The organism is Phocaeicola paurosaccharolyticus JCM 15092, assembly GCF_000613805.1.
GTDB lineage: Bacteria > Bacteroidota > Bacteroidia > Bacteroidales > Bacteroidaceae > Phocaeicola > Phocaeicola paurosaccharolyticus.
Genome location: NZ_BAJR01000024.1, coordinates 12,924 through 33,923, shown reverse-complemented (window position 1 = coordinate 33,923; position 21,000 = coordinate 12,924). Strand labels below are relative to the sequence as shown.

Sequence of the window (21,000 nt, the reverse complement as noted above, 5' to 3'; positions counted from 1 at the left end):
ACAAAGTTATTAAAAAAACGATGCAAAGGGGATTTGCACCGTTTTATTTTATGAATAATCCAAAAAATTATTTAGACATAAAGAAGTTTATCGCAGCACTCATTATTGCAGCTCTGTTATTTTCTCCGTCAACACATTCAAAAGGGAAACCTAATACAAAAGTCCTGTAATCTCCTTTGTATGCTGTAGCAGCACTATAGTTTCCCGGTGTATATACAAATGTAGAGAATGCAGTAGAGAGAGGCATGACACAATCGGATGCTTCGGCACAATAAACCTTCTCATTGAGAGTTACAGGTATTGTGAAGTTCAAACCTATACCCGAAATGTTACCCGAGTTGATGGTATGCATACTTCCACCGTTATCACATTTCAGTATCTCTTTATTGAAGTTTGCTGAGTAGTTGTCTGCACCACTTACAATATCTGTTCCACTAATAAGCAGGTTGCCTCCTCTGTTACAATATATTGTCAACAGTGCTTGAATATCTCTTGATAGAGGACTCTTCTGAGCTCCATATATATAGTCTATAGCAAAATATTTGTCAAGGTTCTGTCCACTCTTTACTAAAGCTGCCGAGCTGCATGATACATACGAATATCTGCCATCTCTCTGGATTGCCTTACCGTGAACGAATGGATAGTCGAAAGTATTACCTGCGACAATCACACCCTCGAGCTCATTACCACTATAGCCTAGCCCCTTACTATCTTCAATTCCTATCTTGCTTTTATCATTAATTATCTGATTTCCGCAGAAAGATGATGTTCGGATATATGGCATTCCTGCATCCTCTGACAAGTCGAATCCCTGTGAGACGCTGTCATTTGTAAATGCAGGTCCTGAAAGTCTGTCGAAACCATTCACTATGAGTATAGTTCCAAGACTTTTACGTGCTTTGTATGCCGATAGAATTTCGGAAGGGAAACTTTCTCCACCCTTGTTCACTGCAGTGACTTTGAAACTGTATGTAAGTCCCGGCTCAGCCTTGAATGTATATTTGTTACCTTCTACTAACACACCATTGTCGAAACCTCCATATCCAACTCTTGTATATACCTTATATGCTATTGGTTTTGCTGTAGGCTCATCCTTATCTATTGTTTCTCTCCATGATAGAGTGAATCTGTTCTTCTTATCTTCTGTAATCATGAATTCAGTAACAGGCAGAGGCTGTACGATATAATCCTCATTATGCATGGAAGAGATATACTTCAAAATAGATTTGTATACAGAACGACCAACAGTGAATTTGAATCTCGGGTCATGTCCAAGTTGCATATCAGCAAAGTTCTGATGTGACAGAAGTTCCAGAATCATAGATGGAATACCTGGAACTCTTGTCTCGCTGTAGTTTCTGTTCCACAGGCTTCTTACTTTCCAGTTAATGTTGAACTGGGATAAGATATCTCTTTTAATTCCATTAAGCATCAAATCGGCAAAATCTCTTGATGCATAGCGAGATATTCCCGAGTTGAGGAGCTTCTTGTTAGTATCTGTTGTATAAATTCCTAAGCTTCCTATAAGGCTGTCGCCTCTTGAGTATCCGGCATCGCTATGTAAACCTAGAGACAGATCTAATGGTACAGCAAGACCTGAATATATTGGGTTGTAGATAGATTTACCGCTGATGTAATTAGTTGCGTTACCTCTTACATTGATATCATCTTTATAATCGTCTTCCCCTTTACTCGGGCTATAGACATTATAAGGCATCCCGTACCACTGTGCAGAGTAACGTGCACCCTCCAGGTATCTTGGAAGTCCGCTTGTTTTGCCTCTTCTGACTATATTACCCATACCACCTCCGAATCGCACTGCATCTGCACATACCACACCTTTGCTCTTACTCTGGTTGCTGAGTACAACCATTCCGTAATCGTTACTTCCTTTATCGAAAGCAAATGTTCCAAGGTATACCCATGTGCCTTCGCCCATCTGTTGGTTGACATGGAACTCGGTCACTCCACCTTTGTGGAAAACCATATATTTGGCATCATCAATACTCTCCGGTAGAGATTGGTAGGTGACATATACTGCATACTCACCACTCTCCGGTATATTAGGTATCCACTGAGCGAAAGCCTTCTCAGCCTTCTTTTCTATCGCAGTGAAACGTATTGTGCCGTCCTCGAAAGGATTATGGTTGTCCAGATATTTTTGATATTTCTGTGCAAAACCTTTCTGTATATGAGTCATCCATTTGCCTTTCTTACTTGAAGTCTCAAGGTAAGTGCCACCGCCATCGTTGTCTACAATCACCTCGTTTCTCTGCCAGTCTCTTTCACGTGGCGTAAAAACAGTAGCACCGGCATTTTCAATCATTGGGATTATATACTGCGTTACAAATGACTGAGTGAACATATCTTCGTTTGTTGCAAAGAGGTTAGGTCTCTGCCATATCCATCTGTTCTGATTAGCATCGAAATATTTGCCATGACTTTGCCATATAGCTATGTGCCTTCCGTTCAGTCCTTTGGTAGGATAAACTTCATTAGAGATATTCTTTACCCACTGTTTGCCTTTATACTCTAATTTGCCCAGTTCTCTGGTCTTATCTCTACGACGTAAAAATATGTTAGGAACAAGATCTTCTATTGGTTTCCCATCGGCAACGACTGTTATTTCGTAATAATTGGCAGGTCCGGGGAGTAAGCTCTTAATTGTTGAGTAAATGGTTTCAACCTTTTCAGGTGTGAAAGACTGGTATCCGAAGTTTTCGTTGGGGTATATTCTCAATGTACGTTTGTCATGATTAATATCATAACTGGAGAGTTTACACTTACCAATGTTAGCATTTGTAACATATCCGGCAAAATATTCCTTAAGTTTATTCTCTATATTATTCTCAAGACTTTGCGAATAGACGCCAAGGATTGATGTTATTGTAAAAAGAAGAAATATATATAGTTTTCTCATGACCGATATTTTTGATGCGAATTTATATTTTTTTCCTCATTATATTGACTGTTTTCATCACTTTATTGGTTTATTGCTCTTCTTTGATGAAATAAAGATATAGATTCAGGGAGTCTGCATCAAATAAATTCTGTCACAATATGTATAATGGATTGTTGTCTCCTTACCATTTGTAAATGCAACATTCTCATAGTATTTCTAGGCAAAAGAGGGGGCTATTTCAGGTTAGGGGAGATTATAATAAATATTGAGTAAAATGAAGGTAGATATTATAAGGACAAAAAATAAGTGCGTTTCAAATTATCTTTGAGACGCACTTACTGTAAGTTATTCTACATTTCCTATGGAGAAACGTTCCGGATGTTTACCTCTGAAATTTTTGTAATAGAGTTTAATTTCTCTCAAATCACTTTTCATATCTCCAGAAGGATATATCACCTTTTCTGCTGAAATGCACTTATCTACGTAGTCTATACCTATAAGGATTATAGGCAGGTTTGCACCTTTTGCTATGTAGTAAAATCCTTTTTTCCAGTTACCATTCTTCTTTCTTGTTCCCTCAGGTGTTATAGCCAGATGGAACTCTTTGCTCTCTTGGGCTTCCTTAATCATCTGGTCAACCAATGATGTTTTTTTATTCCTGTCTACAGGAACTCCACCCATTGCTCTGAACAAATACCCCAAAGGCCAAAAGAACCAAAACTTCTTCATCATGAAACCTGTCTTCCTGCCATTAGCAGCAATGAATAGTTTACCAATGAAAAGGTCGAAATTAGAAGTGTGTGGCGCAGCACAAATAATATATTTATCAAAATCAGGAACAGTAACTTTTGATTTCCATCCCAAGATCTTATGATAAATAAAGCTACAAATTGCTTTTTCCATTATTGCAAGTCTTAATTAAGCAACATCTTTGATAAGATCGTTAACTTGCACTAAGCAATCGCTGTACTCTTTCTTTATATTTTTGTAGTACTCTTTAGCCTTTCCTGGTTCTGTATGGCTTATTCTTGATACTAAATCAGTCATCTTGTCGATGATACCATACATCTTATCGTCATTCTTCTGATCAACCATTACGCTGATTATGAAAAGGAAATCTATTGCGCCTTTAATGTTCTTCTTTAAAATTCTTCTACTTGCCATAACAAATTAATAATTTAAGTGAATTAATAATTCCTTTAATAATGTATGCAAATGTACTATTTTTATTTTGATAAGTTTTTATAATTCCAAAAAATGAGCGAAATTTGCAATCCAATTACGGAATTACATACATTTTAAAAAAATAAGAAAATGACTAAAAGTGCATTACAGATTGAAAGAGCTGCGTATCAGCCAAAACTTCCAAAAGCTTTGAGAGGTGCAGTTAAAGTGGAGAAAGGAAATCCAACTGAGTCAGTAGCTGACCAGGATGCTATAAAAGCATTATTCCCTAACACTTACGGTATGCCAATCATTCAGTTCGCTGAGGGTGAGGCTAAAGCTTTCAAACCTATCAACGTTGGTGTCATCCTTTCAGGTGGCCAGGCTCCTGGTGGTCATAACGTTATTTCAGGTCTATTCGACGGAATCAAGAATCTGAATAAAGATAGCCGCTTATACGGTTTTATCCTTGGTCCTGGTGGATTGGTAGACCATAACTATATGGAACTTACTTCTGATATCATCGATGAGTATCGTAACACAGGTGGTTTCGATATCATAGGTTCTGGCCGTACTAAACTTGAAGCTGAAGAACAGTTCGAGAAAGGTTACCAGATTCTTAAACAACTTGATATCACAGCTTTGGTTATAATTGGTGGTGACGACTCTAACACAAATGCATGTGTTCTTGCTGAGTACTATGCTGCTAAAAACTATGGTATCCAGGTTATTGGTTGTCCTAAGACTATCGACGGTGACCTTAAGAACGAGATGATCGAAACATCTTTCGGTTTCGATACTGCTTGTAAGACATATTCTGAAGTTATCGGTAACATCCAACGTGACTGTAACTCAGCTCGTAAATACTGGCACTTCATTAAACTGATGGGTCGTTCAGCTTCTCATATCGCTCTTGAATGTGCTTTGCAGGTACAACCAAATGTTTGTATCATTTCTGAGGAGGTAGAGAAAGAGAACCTTTCACTTGATGATGTTGTAACTTCTATTGCTGAAAAGGTTGCTGCTCGTGCTGCAGAAGGTAACAACTTCGGTACAGTTCTTATTCCAGAAGGTCTTATTGAGTTCATCCCTGCAATGAAGAACCTGATCTCTGAGTTGAATGACTTCCTTGCTGCAAATGCTGCTGAATTCGCTCTTATCAAGAAATCACACCAAAGAGAATATATCATCTCTAAACTTTCTAAAGCTAACTCAGAAATCTACGCTTCTCTTCCAGAAGGTGTAGCTCGTCAGCTTACTCTTGATCGTGACCCACACGGAAACGTACAGGTATCACTTATCGAAACAGAGAAGTTGCTTTCTGACATGGTTGCTGTTAAACTTGCACAGTGGAAAGAAGAGGGTAAGTTCGTAGGTAAGTTTGCTGCTCAGCACCACTTCTTCGGTTACGAAGGACGTTGCGCTGCTCCATCTAACTTCGACGCAGACTACTGCTACTCACTTGGCTTTACTGCTTCTGTTCTTATCGCTAATGGTGAGACTGGTTATATGTCATCTGTACGTAACCTAACTGCTCCTGCTGCTGAATGGATTGCAGGTGGTGTGCCTATCACAATGATGATGAACATGGAACGTCGTCACGGAGAGATGAAACCGGTTATTCAGAAGGCTTTGGTTAAACTTGATGGTGCTCCATTCAAATTCTTCGCTGCAAACCGCGAAGAGTGGGCTATTAAGACTGACTATGTTTACCCAGGTCCAATACAGTACTTCGGTCCTTCATCAGTATGCGATCAGGCTACTAGAACTCTTCAGTTAGAAAAAGCTAAATAATTTAGCTATATCATACTATCATTTCAGACAGGGCATGATCTCTTCATGCCCTGCTATGAAATGAAATTTTTATACCGCAACATACATGACCAATCAATCTCCTATAAATACTGTGAACAAATCTTCGAAAACAAGAAAGGGTTCATCTTCCTCAAAGGGTCGCAAGAGAAATTCCGGCACTAGGAAGAAAAAAACAGATAAGGAGATCCCTTGTTGGGTTTACAAATTATTAATGGTCTTGGTTTCGATTGTATTCATTGCTCTATTCTACTATTTTTTCATCCGCCCATACTCATACCGTTGGAAACCATGTTACGGATATAAGGCCTATGGTGTCTGTATGCCTTCAGGTTATCAGATTCATGGCATAGATCTTTCACATCACCAAGGTGTAATAGACTGGAAAAAACTTTCACAATCTCAACAAGGACGTTTCCCATTGAAGTTTATATTTATGAAAGCTTCCGAAGGTGGTGACTTTGGTGATAATGTTTTCCGGGCAAATTTTGACTCTGCAAGGGCTTATGGCTTTATTCGCGGTGCATATCATTTCTATAATCCTAACACCAGCGCTTCACGTCAAGCAGATTTTTTCATAAACTCTGTACGTTTGGAGAAGGGTGATTTACCTCCTGTGCTTGATATAGAGAAGAAAGGTGACGATGCTGAGAAGATGAGACGTGATATAAAGCTATGGTTAAGTAAGATTGAGAAACATTATGGAGTACGGCCTATAATATACGCTTCGTATAAATTTAAGACAAAGTATCTCAGTGACTCCATCTTTGATACATATCCATATTGGATAGCACACTACTATGTTGACTCAGTGAAATATAAAGGCGACTGGGACTTTTGGCAGCATACCGATATAGGTAATATACCTGGTATAGAGAAGAGTGTTGACCTTGATATCTTCAACGGCTCTCTTGATGAGCTTAAGTCAATGACTATTAAGTAGTAGGTCTCATAAAACATGTCCCTTTATAAGAAAAAACCTCGCAAGTATTAATAGATGACTTACGAGGTATTTTTTTATCTTTTAATAAAATGCAGGATATTTTCTATTCCATTACAAACTTCACAGCTGCCCAGTTGTTTTTTGCTCTATGATGGATGTATTTCATTCCGAGGCTTTCAGCTTTTTCTCTTATGATAGGTATATCTTCTACATAGAATCCACTCATAAATAGCTCAGACCCCTTTTTCATGCATGAAGCATACTTGTCCATGTCGTTAAGCAAGATGTTGCGGTTTATGTTAGCAATGATTACATCAAAAGGAGTGCAATCCTTCAGAAGTGAAGCATCACCATGTTTTACTGTGATATTATCTATACCATTCAGATTTATATTGTCAATAGAGTTGTTCACGCACCAGTCATCAATATCTATTGCCATGACAGGATTTGCCCCTTTTTTTGATGCGAGAATAGCCAAGATAGATGTACCGCATCCCATATCGAGTACAGATTTATCCTTAAGGTCTGTATCCAACAGCTCACCTATGATTGAACTGGTAGTTTCATGATGTCCTGTTCCGAAAGCCATCTGAGGATTTATAAGAATCTCATACTCAGCTTTTGGAGCATCATAATGGAATGTACTGTGTATGCAGCATCTGTCATCAATAACGATAGGTTGGAAATAATTCTTTTCCCACTCCTCATTCCAGTTCTTATCCTCTGCATGAACAATGGTATACTCAATGTTTACTCCTTCAAGAGGAAAATTACGTATCATATTATCAAGCTCATCTTGATTGAAAAGAGACTCCTGAACATATGCTTTTTCTCCTTTTTCCCACTCTATAAAACTTTCGAAACCTATATCGCCAAGTTCAGCCGAGAGAACATCGTTTACAATTTCGTTGCATGGATTATTTGTAAATGTTATTTCCAGATATTTCATATTGATAAAAATAAATTCAGAACAAAGATAATGCAATCTAAATGTAGATAAAAAGGAACTTCTCTAATTTTTATTTTTGTATCTTTCTTTCATTTCCTATTATCCATGACAGCATACTCTTTTTTATAATAAAAATAGGGGAATCCCTATAAACTAATAGGGAAATTCTCTACTTATTGATGTTTCCTATTTTTATTTTTGTATCGTAATAAAAAGAAAACTTAATATTCAATAATATGAAAAAGATTGTTTTAGCTTCGCTTATATTGGCTTGCCTGCCATATCTGTCATGGGCACAGAGTAGTGACGACGACCTTTATTTCATTCCCAAGAAGAAGACTGAAAATAGGGTTACTACAACTCAGACAGTTGACCAGGTGATACCAAAGAATAATAATAAAAATTATTCAAGCAATAATGCTCCGGTCGTTGTAAGAGATGCATCCGGAAGAGTAAGAGACGTGGATGAATATAATCGTCGCTATTCATCTAAAGACAATAACTTCGTTATGGACAACGATACACTCTATATTGAAGAAAAACCATATGGAGAAAGAGGTGAATGGGTAAATGGCTTTGAAGGTAGTCAGGATGATTACGAATATGCAATGCGTATCGTAAGATTCAGAAATCCGTTTTATGCTATTCCAATAAGCTCTCCTCTATACTGGGATGTGGTATATACACTAAATTCATGGGATTGGAACGTATACGATGACGGATTCTATGCATATGCTTTCCCAACATTTTCTAATCGCTTGTGGTGGGATTGGAGATGGAACTATCCTTATGGAGGAGGTTTGGGAATGAGTTATAACTGGTATTCACCATGGTATAATAACTGGTACTATCCATCATGGAACTATGGTTGGAATTACGGCTGGGGTTATGGTTGGGACTATGGAAGAAACTACGGATGGGGAGGCCCTTCATACGGTGGTTACCACAATTGGGGAAGACCTAATATAGGTTCAAACATAAGAAATGGTAATGGCGTATATGATAACCGTAGAGCTGATTACAGACCTGATAGAACATCCAGAACAGTAGATGGCGTGAATTATAGGACTTCCGGTAGCCGTGTATCTGGTAGAGTAGTTAACAGCAGTGATAACAATTACTCTGTAAGACCACAAAGAACTGTTCAGCCAAGTAGAGATATTAATTCTACAAGAATAGAAAACAGTGTAAGAGGTGATAGAACTTATCCATCTTCATCATATACTCGCCCGAGCATGAATAGAGGCGAATCATCATACTCAAGGCCAAGCAGCACACGAAGCAGTGTACGTGAAGGAGGTAGTGATGCTATGAACCGTTCATACAATAGCGAACGTAGCTACAACTCATCAAGAAACAGTTATCAGAGTAGCGGCAGTAGCAACAGCTTCAGAAGTAGCAGTAGTGGTGGTAGTAGTGGAAGCTATCAGAGCAGTGGTGGAAGTTCAAGCTCTTCATCCGGTGGTGGTGGTGCACGTAGAAGATAATCTAAATTAAACTTGATAATTATGAAGAGTAAAAGAAATATACTTTGCGCTTTCTCTTTGATGATGTCATTGGGAATGGCTGCTCAGACACAATTCGATGCTGAACGTCTTATTGGAACAGAACTTAATGGAACAGCCCGTTTCGTAGGTATGGGTGGAGCTATGGGCGCTCTTGGTGGAGATCTTTCGGTTATGGGTACAAACCCTGCAGGTATCGGTATATATAGGAGCAATGACTTCGCTGTATCTTTTGGAGCAAATAATTCATCGAATGAGGCAACATTCAATGGTACTATGCTGAAAGATGACAAAACTCGCTTCTCATTCGATCAGGTAGGTTTTGTTTATAGCAACAAAATTGGTAACAATACCAGCCTGAGATATGTGAACTTTGGATTCAACTATAAAAAGAATAAGAACTTCAACAGACAATTTGTGGCAGGTGGAAATCCTCAGGGTCTTTCTCAGACATGGCAGATGGTTAATACTCTGCAGAACTGTTTCGATACGTATGGAATGAACAGTGATACATGGGCAAATGAGGTTGACGCAATTTATAACTCAAAAAATCCTTATATGGATAATACTCAATATCCTTATCTTGGAGTAATGGGTGTTAGAACAGACCTTGTTGGAGTAAGCAGTAAAACTAATTTGCCTATCGGATGGAATAGTGACCTTAATAAGTTCACCAGCCGTGAAGAGGGTGGAATAAGTGAGTACGATTTCAATGTCTCTTTTAATATTGAAGATAGATACTATCTAGGTATTACATTGGGAGCATACGATGTGAACTACAAGAAGTTCTCATACTATACAGAAGATATATTTGATGATAATGGTAATCAAGGATATTATGAATTGACAAATTGGTTTAAGACTAAAGGTTCCGGTGTTGATCTGAAACTTGGTTTCATTGCACGTCCTTTTGAAGATTCACCATTCAGAGTAGGCTTAGCTATACATACTCCTACATGGTATAATCTATCGGACTACCATTATGCAGATATCACCTCTAATATAGCTTATATGAATAATGGTGTGCTTGGAAATCCTGAGGGTGTGGAAGAGTATTCTCCTGACTATACCAATAATGGTGATATTCGCATAGACTATCAGTTGGTTACTCCATGGAAGTTCAATTTCAGTATGGGTACTACAGTATCTAACATACTTGCTATTGGTGCTGAATATGAATATTCAGACTATTCAGCTGCAAAACTTAAATATGATGATGGAGCTGACATGGAAATAGCAAACTATGCCATTTCAGAGGATCTTAAGGGAGTAAGTACTCTTCGCTTAGGTCTTGAAGCTAAGATTGTTCCTGAGTTTAGTTTGCGTGCCGGTTATAATCTATCTACTGCTGCATTCAGTGATAAAGCATATAAGACATTGAACTGGAATGACACAAGAACAGATACCGATTTCAACAATACAAAAGATAAGAATACATTCACTTTTGGACTTGGTTACAGAGGCAATACTTTCTATGCTGATTTAGCTTACAAGTATGATTATTATAAATCAGATTTCTATGCATTCGACAATGTAGATCTGCCTGCAACAAAAGTGACTAATTCAAGAAATCAGCTGTTACTAACTTTAGGTGCTAAATTCTAATAAGTACATTGTGTTTTTTAAAATTATAAGATTAGTCTAATTTGAGCAACTTTGCTCATAAAAAATCCACCCATATAGTTTAAGCTATATGGGTGATTTTAATTTTTACTATTTATTTTTCTTATCCATCTTACTTTTATACGCCTGTTTCTTCCAGAAATTGAAACCCATATAGAAATTAAGTGAGCCAAAAGAGTTGGTAATTGAGAATGATGGCTTTTTATAGTTGTATGTATGAATCAACAATGATAGTCCAACGAAATATTTTGCATTGTTGTATACCACTCCCGAACGCGTGATAAGGTCGAAGTTTATATCTTGAATCCAATGATTACTGCTTGCTAAGCTACCATTTATCCTTGATTTCTTATATCCTATGGCTGGAAGAAGAGAGAGGTTGGCTACAAAGTTCTTTTTGAAGACCCAGTTGTATCCATAGCCAATGTTGATGCTATAGTCGGAATATTTAACTTGGTCGAACTTCAAAGCATCATCAAGGTCATTTTGCAGCACTGTTGGGAGTTGCGTATAGTCGAAAGATACCTTATGCTGTGAATAAGAGAACCCAGCCATAAGTGAGCCGCAACTTCTCCTTTGGTTGGTCGACTGGCTATATACAGATGGGTATGAGAAGTGCTTATAGTTGAATATCCAGTATGCATTTACACCCTTTATATCACTTCGTATTCCATTGAAATCAACGTCTTCTACACTATTTCCATTACTAAATCCTCTTGCAGAACGAATCTTGGAGCCATTTCCTGTCTCTCTGTAATACATGTCAACTCCAAACTTTGAACTATATAAACTCAGCGTGTACTCTTTTTTTGAAATTTTCTGCTTGGAACCTCCGAACAGTTCACCTACATCGAATGTGTATCCCAAGAAAATCCATCTCCATCCAAAATAAACTCCCAGCTTATAGCTCACATCCGGTGCGAAAGTCAGGCTCTGTCCTCTATTTTTTGAATAGGTACCGAATCTATACTCCTCGTATGAGGAGGTATGTTGTAACATGAAGGCAAAGTTGTACAGGTTAGGTGATATAAATGTGGTATCTATATCATTAAACTCCTTACCCATACGTCGTATTGTCCTCCCTGTTTCTCTTACTGTTCCTACCATTCCGTCGGTTACTTCGGTTATGAACCCTTTAAAGTTATTATCAGTAATAGAATCTTTTGTTACCTCCTGAGCTGAAACAGTCGAGAAGAAACATAATATCATTGCTGAAATATATACCTTACGAAATGGCCTCATATATAGTATGATGCTTTATAGTTTATTCAGAATTCTGTCCATAACCCAGTTTGTAGGGGTAGCGCTTATGCCATCGCAAGTGCATATAGCTTTTCCTTGCAGATGCTCTACTACAGCCTTTATAAGTGGCAACTGTACATGAGGTGGGTTAGGAGGTAATATTTCTTCTCTTCCTCTTTCTGTATGGAGAGCAATTGGGTCGAAGGTAAATATTGAAAAACATATCATACCCTTGTCACCTACAATTTCAATCCTATCCTCTTTGGCAGATTCGTGTGCAACAAAACACCATGATCCTGAACCTGGCAATCCCGATTCAAACCTAAAGCATGCGCTTACAGTATCTTCAGCAGGATATAGTCCGCCTCGGTTGCTTGTATAACCCTCTGCTTCGAGTATGCAACCAAACATATCCTGAAGAAGATCAAGCTGATGAGGTGCAAGGTCATAGAAGTAGCCTCCTCCTGCAATAACAGGCTGAACTCTCCAAGGAAGGTTCTTAGTATTATAATCCAAGTTTCTTGGAGGTTGAGCAAATCTAATCTGTACGTTGATAATATTACCTATCTCTCCGCTATTTACAAGGTCGCGTACTTTCTGGAAATATGGAAGGTATCTTCTATAATAGGCCACAAAGCAAGGTATTCCTGTTTCAGCAGATATTCGGTTAATCCTTGCGCAGTCTTCGTATGTAGCTGCCATCGGTTTCTCAATATATACAGGCTTTCCGGCCTTCATAGCCATTATGGCATAGGTCGCATGTGATGATGGAGGCGTAGCAATGTAGATGGCATTTACATCCTCATCACCGATAAGTTCCTGAGCATCGGTATACCACTTCGGGATGTTATGACGTCTAGCATATGATTCGGCCTTCTCTTTGTCACGGCTCATTACGGCAACAACCTTAGAGCCCTCAATTAACTGAAATGCGGGCCCACTTTTTTTCTCTGTAACCTCACCACAGCCAATGAAACCCCACCTTACACTCTTTAACTTCTCCATATTGTTATATTATTATATCTTTTTAATATACAAAGATATTAATTCTAAATAATATGATTAGCAAAAAAGTTACTTATTGTAGTATTTGCGGTTCAGCTCTTCGAACTCTTTTGTAGTAATGAAGTGGTTTAGCCAGGTGTCTAAAGTGTCTAATAGAGTCTTTGATTTCTTGTTTATACCCCATGAGTAGAACAGTGTGAAACTGATAGGGGTAGATATGTCCAGTTGTGGAAAATCTTTTAGTGAGGCCTTAGCTATGAACTCATCGCAAACGGCATAATCTATATCGCCTGAAGCAACAAGAGCAAGAAGTTGTTCTTGGCCATATTTATCTATCTGGTGGATATTTATAGTGTCACCAATTTCATTACTAAGATTGTGTATGCGGCTTATTGCCGGAGATCCTTTTACCACATTCAATGTCTTCTTTGATAGATCCAACTGAGTGCTAATATAGATTGAATCGCTTACAAGTTCTCTTTTCCTCTGTACTAAAATCTGTTTGTTTAATATGATAGGTCTTGTAAAGAGTAGTGAATCCTTTAACTCACTTGTAGTAACATTGTTATCTGCAATGATATCATACTTTCCCTTTTCCAGGTCCAGTCGTCTCTGCTCATAACTCATCTCAGGAGTAATCTCAAGTTTAAGACCTTTAGCTTCAGCAAATCTCTTCAGCAATTCATAGCTGAATCCGGCTAATGTATCCCCATCTACATAATAGCTTACAGAATTATATTCTGTAACAGCTCTCAATACTCCGGACTTCTCAATCTCCTTATATTCACGTGGGTGAACAGAAGAAGTAGATAGTCCTCGGATGACGAAGGAAGCAATCAATATAATTGCTGCAGCAATGTAAATTAAGTTCTTTCTCTTGATTATCATATCCTTAATCGAATAAGCTCCATGAAACGCCAAACTTTAACATTCTTGGATTGATAGGATAGTGTGGCGCAAGGAAATAATTAGATTTTCCTGAACCTTGATTGACATGGTTCATCATTATAAAGAATCTGAAACTATTAAGATGAATATTTGCATATACATTGACAACAGGGAATGAACCTATCTCAATTCTCTCGTTCGGATTCTGTGTGTAGAATTGACCAATAACCGGAGAGTAATCAGGTGCATAGTATTTTGAGAAATATCTTACATCTGCTCCAAGCTCAAGTTGCATGGCTTTCTTTGCTAGGTCTGTCTTGATATATAAATTACCATATACTGATAGATCAGGAAGAGGAAGAACTTCGTTGTCGCTAGATTTCTGATATGCTACCTCACCGTCAAGATGGAATATGCCAGCTCTCAATTTCTGGTTTAGTACAGCCGAGAAAACCTGAATATTCTTGCTCTGCTGTCTTACCTCAGCATTATTCTTGAAATAATCTCCGTTCCCATCTTGTGCTACTATACTTGTATTAGCGAGATATGTGTAGTTCTTTATATTCTCCACGCCAACCATAATCTCTGTGCCAAGCTTCTTGGATTTCAATGTTCCAAGAATTCTGGTCTTCATAATTTTTGATAGGTCATTATTATCCCACCAATAATGTTTAGAGTAAAAATGACGCATATAGAAGACAGGATTGAGGTTCTTTATATATGCCTCTGCACCTAACTGTATCGTATCACCAAAGAGACGGAAGTTCATGTCACCTCGCCCTTCAATATTGAATTGTCCTGAATCTTCACCGGTAAGTGTCAACTCTCCAAGTACGTTATAGTGAAGGGTATTTCCCTCTTTTTTTGACAGTACACCACCTATGGATAGATTATTTTCTTTGAATGATGCCTTTCCTCTCCTCGTCTCTCCCGGAATAGTATCTTGAAGTGTAAAGTCCCGCATCTCATAGCTTACAAAAGCAGTGAGACCAGCTTTAGCCCATTTGTTGAAACCTTCAAGAAGAGATATTCCGAAAGTATTTTTGACAATAAGGCTTTTTATCTTATTTATAGAGTCACTACCAAGATAGTTATGTTCGAAATATTTCTGGTTCTGTGTATCATCGTATGATATATAATTTCTCGAGTTATCATCTATCTGAAGTGTATGGATAAAGCTTGTAACAGGAACAAAACTCTTTACGGTTATTACAGAGTCTTTTTGGATTGTATCCGTTTTTTCTCTGTAGAAACCGAGGTTATACCTGTGTGAGATGAAAGCATGATTGCCATAGTTACGGTTCCATATCTGGTTATATTTAGTAGCTATATCGTAACTAGCATACTGTTTCTTACCCTCTGCCATATCAAGAGGGTTAGTAATATATCTGTCATCGGCTATACCTCCATTCTCTGCCATCTTCAGGTTCTCTGTATTTAATAGTGCATGCATGCTGTACTTGTCACCCAAATAGCTTGCAAAGAGTCCTCCATTGAAAAAAGCAGTAGATTGATTAGCGTATTGTCCGCGTCCGTATAAGTAGTCTATATAGAAGCCTATTCCAAATTTCTTGTTGGCATTTACAGAGAAATAAGATTTAAATCTCTCTTCTGAGTTGGCTCCAGAGCCTCCGGACCAATAAGATAAGTTTGCGAACGGAGAGAGAGTGTTTAAGAACTGAATAGTCTCAGGGCGTTTGACGCTGAAATCGTATGGATCAGTAAAGAATGCCTGAGTATGATCTTTTCTCTGAAAAAAGAGTCTTGAAATACGTGGTGAGCCAAGGTTACCAAGGAAGTTGTATTGCCCCAAATCTCCACCTGTATCGTTTGAATTTTGGAATCCCTCTTGAAGAGTATCTACGGGAACATAGTTCACGTTACCTAAACGTGTATCAACTTTCCATGCATAAAGACCTATAGGAATTGTATTGGCATCGTTTACCTTGGAACTGTCTATAGGGTTACCATTTCGGTCATATTTATCCCTGTCCAACCCGCTTGAAGATGAACCATATCTGTCGTTCCCTGTTGTTAGCTGAGCATGCAGCATCACTGCAGAGATGCACAGCATGAAAAATAGAGTAAGAATTCTTCTCATAATGTTGGCAAATATACAATATAAAAGTAAAAGGAGAAACAATCTGTATTAAGAATGATTCTCCTTTTTTGTATATAACTGATGATAAATATCTGTTACTGTTCCTTGATAATATCCATGCCAATTCGTATTGCCTCTTCGTTCATAGGTATAAGTTTATGATGACGTTCAGGCAATGTTTTCTTAAGGGCTTTTAAAACACTCTCAATAGATACTATAGGACGTAGTTTAAGAAGTCCGCCAAGTACAATCATGTTGAATGTTTTAGCCATACCTCTTTCGTTTGCCTCATCCATGGCATCAATTCTGAATATCTTGATATCCTTACGCTTAGGAGGGTCAATGATTCCGTATCCATCGTAAATCAAGATACCGCCAGTTTTAACCTTACTCTCGAATTTCTCCAATGATGGTTGGTTAAGTATAATAGCAGTATCATATTTGCTCAAAATAGGAGATGAAATACGCTCGTCGCTAACAATAACAGTTACGTTAGCTGTTCCACCTCTCTGTTCAGGTCCGTAAGCAGGCATCCAAGTAACCTCTTTATCCTCCATCAATCCTGAATATGCAAGAATCTTACCCATTGACAAAACTCCTTGTCCGCCAAAACCGGCTATAATAATTTCTTCTTTCATAATTTCTGAGTTTTATTCTTTGTCTTTTAAGTCACCCAATGGATAAAATGGAAACATATGTTCTTCCATCCACTGGTTTGATGCTGCAGGGCTCATCTTCCAACCTGAGTTACAAGTTGAGACAATCTCTACAAGGTTTGAACCCTTTCCTTGCATTGAGTTTTCGAAAGCTTTGCGAATAGCTTTTTTTGCTTTACGAATAGCTGCAACAGACTGTACAGACTGACGTGTAACATAAGCAGTACCTTCAAGAGTAGCAGCAATCTCAGTCATCTTAAGAGGATAACCATGAATTGTCACATCACGACCGTAAGGGCAAGTGGCTGTTTTCATACCAACTAGAGTAGTAGGAGCCATCTGACCACCTGTCATACCGTATATGGCATTGTTGATGAATATTATTGTTATATTCTCACCACGGTTAAGAGCATGAATTGTCTCAGCAGTACCAATGCAGGCAAGGTCACCATCACCCTGGTATGTGAATACCAGACGGTCAGGCCATAGACGTTTGATAGCTGTAGCAACAGCAGGTGCACGTCCGTGAGCTGCTTCCTCCCAGTCAATATCAAGATAATTGTATGCAAATACTGCGCATCCTACAGGAGAGACGCCTACAGTTTTGTCTTCCATACCCATCTCCTCAATAACTTCCGCGATAAGTTTGTGTACTACTCCATGACTACATCCAGGGCAGTAATGCATAGGATTGTCATTCATTAAAGTAGGTTTCTTGTAAACCAGATTTTCGGCTTTTATTATTTCTTCTTTTGTCATAAGTTACTTCTCCTATACATTAACACATGAAGCGTAAAATGAACTCAACTACTTTTACTACTACCGCTACTGCGCAAACATATATGAATGTCTTGAAATCGTCAGCAGCGAAATAGGTAACAATAGCTATAACGGTTAATACCATAAATAGTATATTCAATACGTTTCTTACACTGTCTCTGTTCATGAAATCTTATTTTATAAGTTTTTCTTTAAGTGCAGCTACTACCTCGTCAGGATCAGGAACTATACCTCCTAATCTTCCGAAATACTCTACTGGAACCTTACATTCCACTGCAAGACGTACATCTTCTACCATCTGGCCCGCATTGAGTTCGACAGAGAGAATTCCCTTAACTTGTTTTGCACGTTCAGCGATAGCTTTTGATGGGAAAGGCCATAGGGTTATAGGGCGGAGTAATCCAACCTTTATACCCTCTGCTCTAGCTGTTTCCATAGCTTTCTGAGCTATACGTGCAGAAGAACCGAATGCTACGATGAGGTATTCTGCATCTTCGCACTCAACCTCTTCAAATCTAACTTCATTCTCTTGAATCTCTGCATATTTCTTCTGAAGATTGATGTTACGTTTCTCCATCTCAGCAGGGTCGAGTTCAAGTGATGTAATTATATTTGGTTTACGATTTTTATTTTTTCCTGTGGCAGCCCATGGACAACGAGCTAGAACCTCTTCATCAGTAAGACGTTTTTTCTGTTCTGGCAATATCACTTTTTCCATCATCTGACCGATAACACCATCGGCAAGGATAATGGCAGGATTACGATATTTGAAAGCAAGTTCGAAACCTAAGCCTACAAAGTCAGCCATTTCTTGAACTGAAGCTGGGGCAAGAGCTATAAGACGATAGTCACCGTGTCCGCCACCTTTTACAGTCTGGAAATAATCGGCCTGACTTGGCTGGATTGTTCCAAGACCAGGCCCTCCTCGCATAACATTAACAATCAGACAAGGTAATTCAGCTCCGGCAATATATGATATACCCTCTTGCTTAAGACTTACGCCTGGGCTAGATGAAGATGTCATTACCATTTTTCCTGCGCCAGCGCCACCATACACCATGTTTATGGCTGCAACTTCACTCTCTGCTTGAATAACTACCATTCCTGTAGTTTCCCAAGGTTTTTCTTCGGCAAGTGTCTCCAAGACTTCTGACTGTGGGGTAATAGGATAGCCAAAATAGCCGTCAACACCGATTCTGATCGCTGCACGTGCTATGGCTTCGTTACCTTTCATTAAAACTACTTCTTTTGCCATATTTAAACTTGATTATTGTTTTACTTTATAAACTGTGATACATCCGTCTGGACATACAGTTGCACACGATGCACATCCGTTACAAGTATCTTCGATTAACTGTTCGGCGAATGTGTAACCTTTTCTGTTAACCTCTTTTGTCGATAATGAAATGATATTTAACGGGCATGCTACGACGCAAAGATTGCATCCTTTACAACGTTCCGTATCTACTACAATTGCACCTTTGATTTTAGCCATAGGTATTATTTTATTGATTATACATGTCTTTGTTATAGAAATTCAGTATGTCCATTAACATCTCACGAGCGTGAACAGCCGGACTTTCCGGATTAATGGAGATTGCTTCGAGGTAGTTGTTCAGAGCCATTTGAAAATCACCCTGTTTACGATATACATTTCCTAGGGTGTAGTATAGCTCGTCTTTTTTATAGCAGCAATTGGGATCCGATAATAGTTCGTTCAGTTTTTCAACCACACTCTTTGAATCTAAATTTTCTACAAGTTCCTTTATTCCTGAAAATTGACTTTTCATAAAACAATCCTTTTCACTGTGTTTATGCAAAGATATACTTTATTTGCAATATTATTTGTATAAGAAGTGAAAAATAGACTAGAAAAAGATAATAGCGCCAATTTATTCTAATTTGACACATATATATTTATAATAATAACATAATGTAAATAATTGACATTATAATATTCTTTATTGTTTTTTTCTTGAATTATGTGGCTTAGTACTAAGGTATTCTATAATTATTGATTTTGAATATACCCAACATTGAGCATAGAGTAGGGGGATTCTGCTGAAAGACAAAAGCTGCTTATAGTTCATTACTATAAGCAGCTTTTATTTTTGTAAGAATTATAATGATTATTCTTTTACGAGCTCTCCTACATACATATTGTATTTCCTAGAATTACTGTTATTGGAATTCATTTTATTTGCTTCCTCTCCGCTTATTGTCTGAGTGCTTATCTTCTTACATTTAATTACCAAAGCAGCTTCGGTTTTTTCTTTAATATAGAAAGATATGGTATATGAATCGTTTTGAGAGAGTAACATATTTGCCATTGTCTTCTGAGTATCAATAAGGCAGAATGTAACATCTTTCCCAAATAGATTTCCGAGACCTCCCCATGACTCCTTACCAATCTCGAACTGCTCATCATTGCCTGATGTGATTGTAATTCTGTTGGCTGAAGCTATAATATTTTCGTCTGAGAGTTTAGTTTCGTTAACTTTAGGATCAGCGTTCATTGCCACAACTTTCTGCTCAACGCTTGGTTGATTAGGAGCTACAGCTGTTGTTACTGCTGGTGCCGCTGAAGGAACTTCAGAAGGTGTGTCCGATGTAACTATAATTTTAGGAGTAGTATCTTCTCTGCCGTTCTTAGAGAGCAGATATTCACCTATTCTAGTCTGAACAGATTTAACCAGTTCGTCATTGAGATCTATAGTTTTACGACGGAACTTTCCGCTTATTGGAAGAAGTCTTGTTTTTGCCTTGTTGAGTGCATTCTTATCTGATATCCACTCCTCCGCCTTATACCTTTCTCCGCCATCGCGATCTTCATTATACCAATATTTTATTCTGCTAATCTGAAGCTTCACTTTCTCCGATGAACAATCAATCTGCAGATGATAGTATATTCTTGTTCTGTCGAGTGAAAGCATAGAGGCTGAGAAAACCATATACTCTTCTCCAGAAACAATAATAGTGCCTTTATCTTTATCTGTAAAAATTATTCTGGCATTCATCTTCTGATCAGGTTTATATCTTTCATCTGCCCATTTATACAGGATGTCATACAAGACCTGACGTGATATAGTTGGAGCTTTTATCTGGGTGCTGAAATTTATCTTACCATCGATTGTTTGTAAAGGCTCAAGATATTTTTTATCACTCTGTCCCCAAGATAATATTGGAATGATCGCGCAAAAAATAAGAATCAGTTTTTTCATAGGATAACTCTTTAAATTCATAGCAAATATATACAAATATAATTTTATATCTTTTCCCTCAGGAGATTAAATATCTTTTTATATTATGTTAATCATCATCAACAACTCTTTATGTTAATGGATTATTAATTTTATTCAGCTGAGATAATAAAAAAAGAAGAGGGTTACTTAACTTCTTAAGTAACCCTCATTCATTATAGTGTTATAAA

Annotated in this window: 19 protein-coding genes; 4 read left to right on the top strand and 15 right to left on the bottom strand. The window is 37.9% G+C overall.

All coding sequences use genetic code 11. The annotated features are described in order from the left end of the window. Window positions 1-67: 67 nt before the first annotated feature. The 3 genes from JCM15092_RS10290 to JCM15092_RS10280 all read right to left on the bottom strand — a co-directional run bounded on the left by JCM15092_RS10290 (window position 68) and on the right by JCM15092_RS10280 (window position 4,066). On the bottom strand, window positions 68-2,920 hold the full coding sequence (locus JCM15092_RS10290) for a golvesin C-terminal-like domain-containing protein (protein ID WP_024994589.1): 2,853 nt from the start codon (window positions 2,918-2,920) through the stop codon (window positions 68-70). A 327-nt stretch (window positions 2,921-3,247) separates the two neighbouring features. Beyond that, window positions 3,248-3,805, bottom strand: a complete 558-nt coding sequence (locus JCM15092_RS10285) for a 1-acyl-sn-glycerol-3-phosphate acyltransferase (protein WP_024994588.1) — start codon at window positions 3,803-3,805, stop codon at window positions 3,248-3,250. Window positions 3,806-3,820: 15 nt separating this feature from the next. Next, a complete protein-coding gene (locus JCM15092_RS10280) occupies window positions 3,821-4,066 on the bottom strand; it encodes a hypothetical protein (protein ID WP_024994587.1) in 246 nt (81 codons plus the stop codon). 150 nt (window positions 4,067-4,216) lie between these two features. Here JCM15092_RS10280 and JCM15092_RS10275 point away from each other — a divergent pair, with 150 nt between their 5' ends. Beyond that, complete coding sequence (locus JCM15092_RS10275) at window positions 4,217-5,860, top strand: diphosphate--fructose-6-phosphate 1-phosphotransferase (protein WP_024994586.1); 1,644 nt, start codon at window positions 4,217-4,219, stop codon at window positions 5,858-5,860. A gap of 85 nt (window positions 5,861-5,945) precedes the next feature. Then, entirely contained in the window at window positions 5,946-6,821 is an 876-nt protein-coding gene (locus tag JCM15092_RS10270; RefSeq protein ID WP_024994585.1) for a glycoside hydrolase family 25 protein, read from the top strand. 103 nt (window positions 6,822-6,924) lie between these two features. On the opposite strand, the gene prmA is transcribed toward JCM15092_RS10270, so the two are convergent. After that, window positions 6,925-7,770 carry a 50S ribosomal protein L11 methyltransferase gene (gene prmA / locus JCM15092_RS10265; protein ID WP_024994584.1) on the bottom strand — a complete coding sequence of 282 codons (846 nt, stop codon included), beginning with the start codon at window positions 7,768-7,770 and terminating at the stop codon, window positions 6,925-6,927. Window positions 7,771-8,006: 236 nt separating this feature from the next. Between prmA and JCM15092_RS10260 the strand changes: the two genes are divergently transcribed. Both JCM15092_RS10260 and JCM15092_RS10255 read left to right on the top strand, forming a co-directional pair. Beyond that, window positions 8,007-9,257 (top strand): hypothetical protein, encoded by a 1,251-nt coding sequence (locus JCM15092_RS10260; RefSeq protein ID WP_024994583.1) that lies wholly within the window; start codon window positions 8,007-8,009, stop codon window positions 9,255-9,257. 21 nt (window positions 9,258-9,278) lie between these two features. Further along, the gene (locus JCM15092_RS10255; protein ID WP_024994582.1) at window positions 9,279-10,880 is read left to right on the top strand and encodes a hypothetical protein; all 1,602 of its coding nucleotides are present in this window, start codon (window positions 9,279-9,281) and stop codon (window positions 10,878-10,880) included. A 108-nt stretch (window positions 10,881-10,988) separates the two neighbouring features. Here JCM15092_RS10255 and JCM15092_RS10250 read toward each other — a convergent pair whose 3' ends face one another. From JCM15092_RS10250 to JCM15092_RS10210, 11 genes are all read right to left on the bottom strand, one after another. After that, window positions 10,989-12,140: a DUF4421 domain-containing protein gene (locus JCM15092_RS10250; protein WP_024994581.1), complete on the bottom strand. Its 1,152-nt coding sequence runs from the start codon at window positions 12,138-12,140 to the stop codon at window positions 10,989-10,991. Between the two features lie 15 nt (window positions 12,141-12,155). Further along, on the bottom strand, window positions 12,156-13,145 hold the full coding sequence (locus tag JCM15092_RS10245; protein ID WP_024994580.1) for a Gfo/Idh/MocA family protein: 990 nt from the start codon (window positions 13,143-13,145) through the stop codon (window positions 12,156-12,158). 69 nt (window positions 13,146-13,214) lie between these two features. Then, window positions 13,215-14,033, bottom strand: coding sequence for a transporter substrate-binding domain-containing protein (locus JCM15092_RS10240; RefSeq protein WP_024994579.1), 819 nt, complete (start codon window positions 14,031-14,033; stop codon window positions 13,215-13,217). 4 nt (window positions 14,034-14,037) lie between these two features. Continuing rightward, window positions 14,038-16,134, bottom strand: coding sequence for a putative porin (locus tag JCM15092_RS10235; protein WP_024994578.1), 2,097 nt, complete (start codon window positions 16,132-16,134; stop codon window positions 14,038-14,040). 95 nt (window positions 16,135-16,229) lie between these two features. Further along, window positions 16,230-16,772, bottom strand: a complete 543-nt coding sequence (locus tag JCM15092_RS10230) for a 2-oxoacid:ferredoxin oxidoreductase subunit gamma family protein (protein WP_024994577.1) — start codon at window positions 16,770-16,772, stop codon at window positions 16,230-16,232. A gap of 12 nt (window positions 16,773-16,784) precedes the next feature. After that, window positions 16,785-17,549, bottom strand: coding sequence for a thiamine pyrophosphate-dependent enzyme (locus JCM15092_RS10225; RefSeq protein WP_024994576.1), 765 nt, complete (start codon window positions 17,547-17,549; stop codon window positions 16,785-16,787). Between the two features lie 19 nt (window positions 17,550-17,568). Further along, complete coding sequence (locus tag JCM15092_RS17300; RefSeq protein WP_185091812.1) at window positions 17,569-17,736, bottom strand: hypothetical protein; 168 nt, start codon at window positions 17,734-17,736, stop codon at window positions 17,569-17,571. A gap of 6 nt (window positions 17,737-17,742) precedes the next feature. Next, window positions 17,743-18,825: a 3-methyl-2-oxobutanoate dehydrogenase subunit VorB gene (locus JCM15092_RS10220; RefSeq protein ID WP_024994575.1), complete on the bottom strand. Its 1,083-nt coding sequence runs from the start codon at window positions 18,823-18,825 to the stop codon at window positions 17,743-17,745. A gap of 12 nt (window positions 18,826-18,837) precedes the next feature. Further along, window positions 18,838-19,065, bottom strand: a complete 228-nt coding sequence (locus JCM15092_RS16915) for a 4Fe-4S binding protein (RefSeq protein ID WP_084488540.1) — start codon at window positions 19,063-19,065, stop codon at window positions 18,838-18,840. Between the two features lie 10 nt (window positions 19,066-19,075). Further along, entirely contained in the window at window positions 19,076-19,360 is a 285-nt protein-coding gene (locus JCM15092_RS10215; RefSeq protein ID WP_024994574.1) for a tetratricopeptide repeat protein, read from the bottom strand. 339 nt (window positions 19,361-19,699) lie between these two features. After that, complete coding sequence (locus JCM15092_RS10210; protein WP_024994573.1) at window positions 19,700-20,791, bottom strand: DUF4468 domain-containing protein; 1,092 nt, start codon at window positions 20,789-20,791, stop codon at window positions 19,700-19,702. Between the last annotated feature and the right edge of the window lie 209 nt (window positions 20,792-21,000).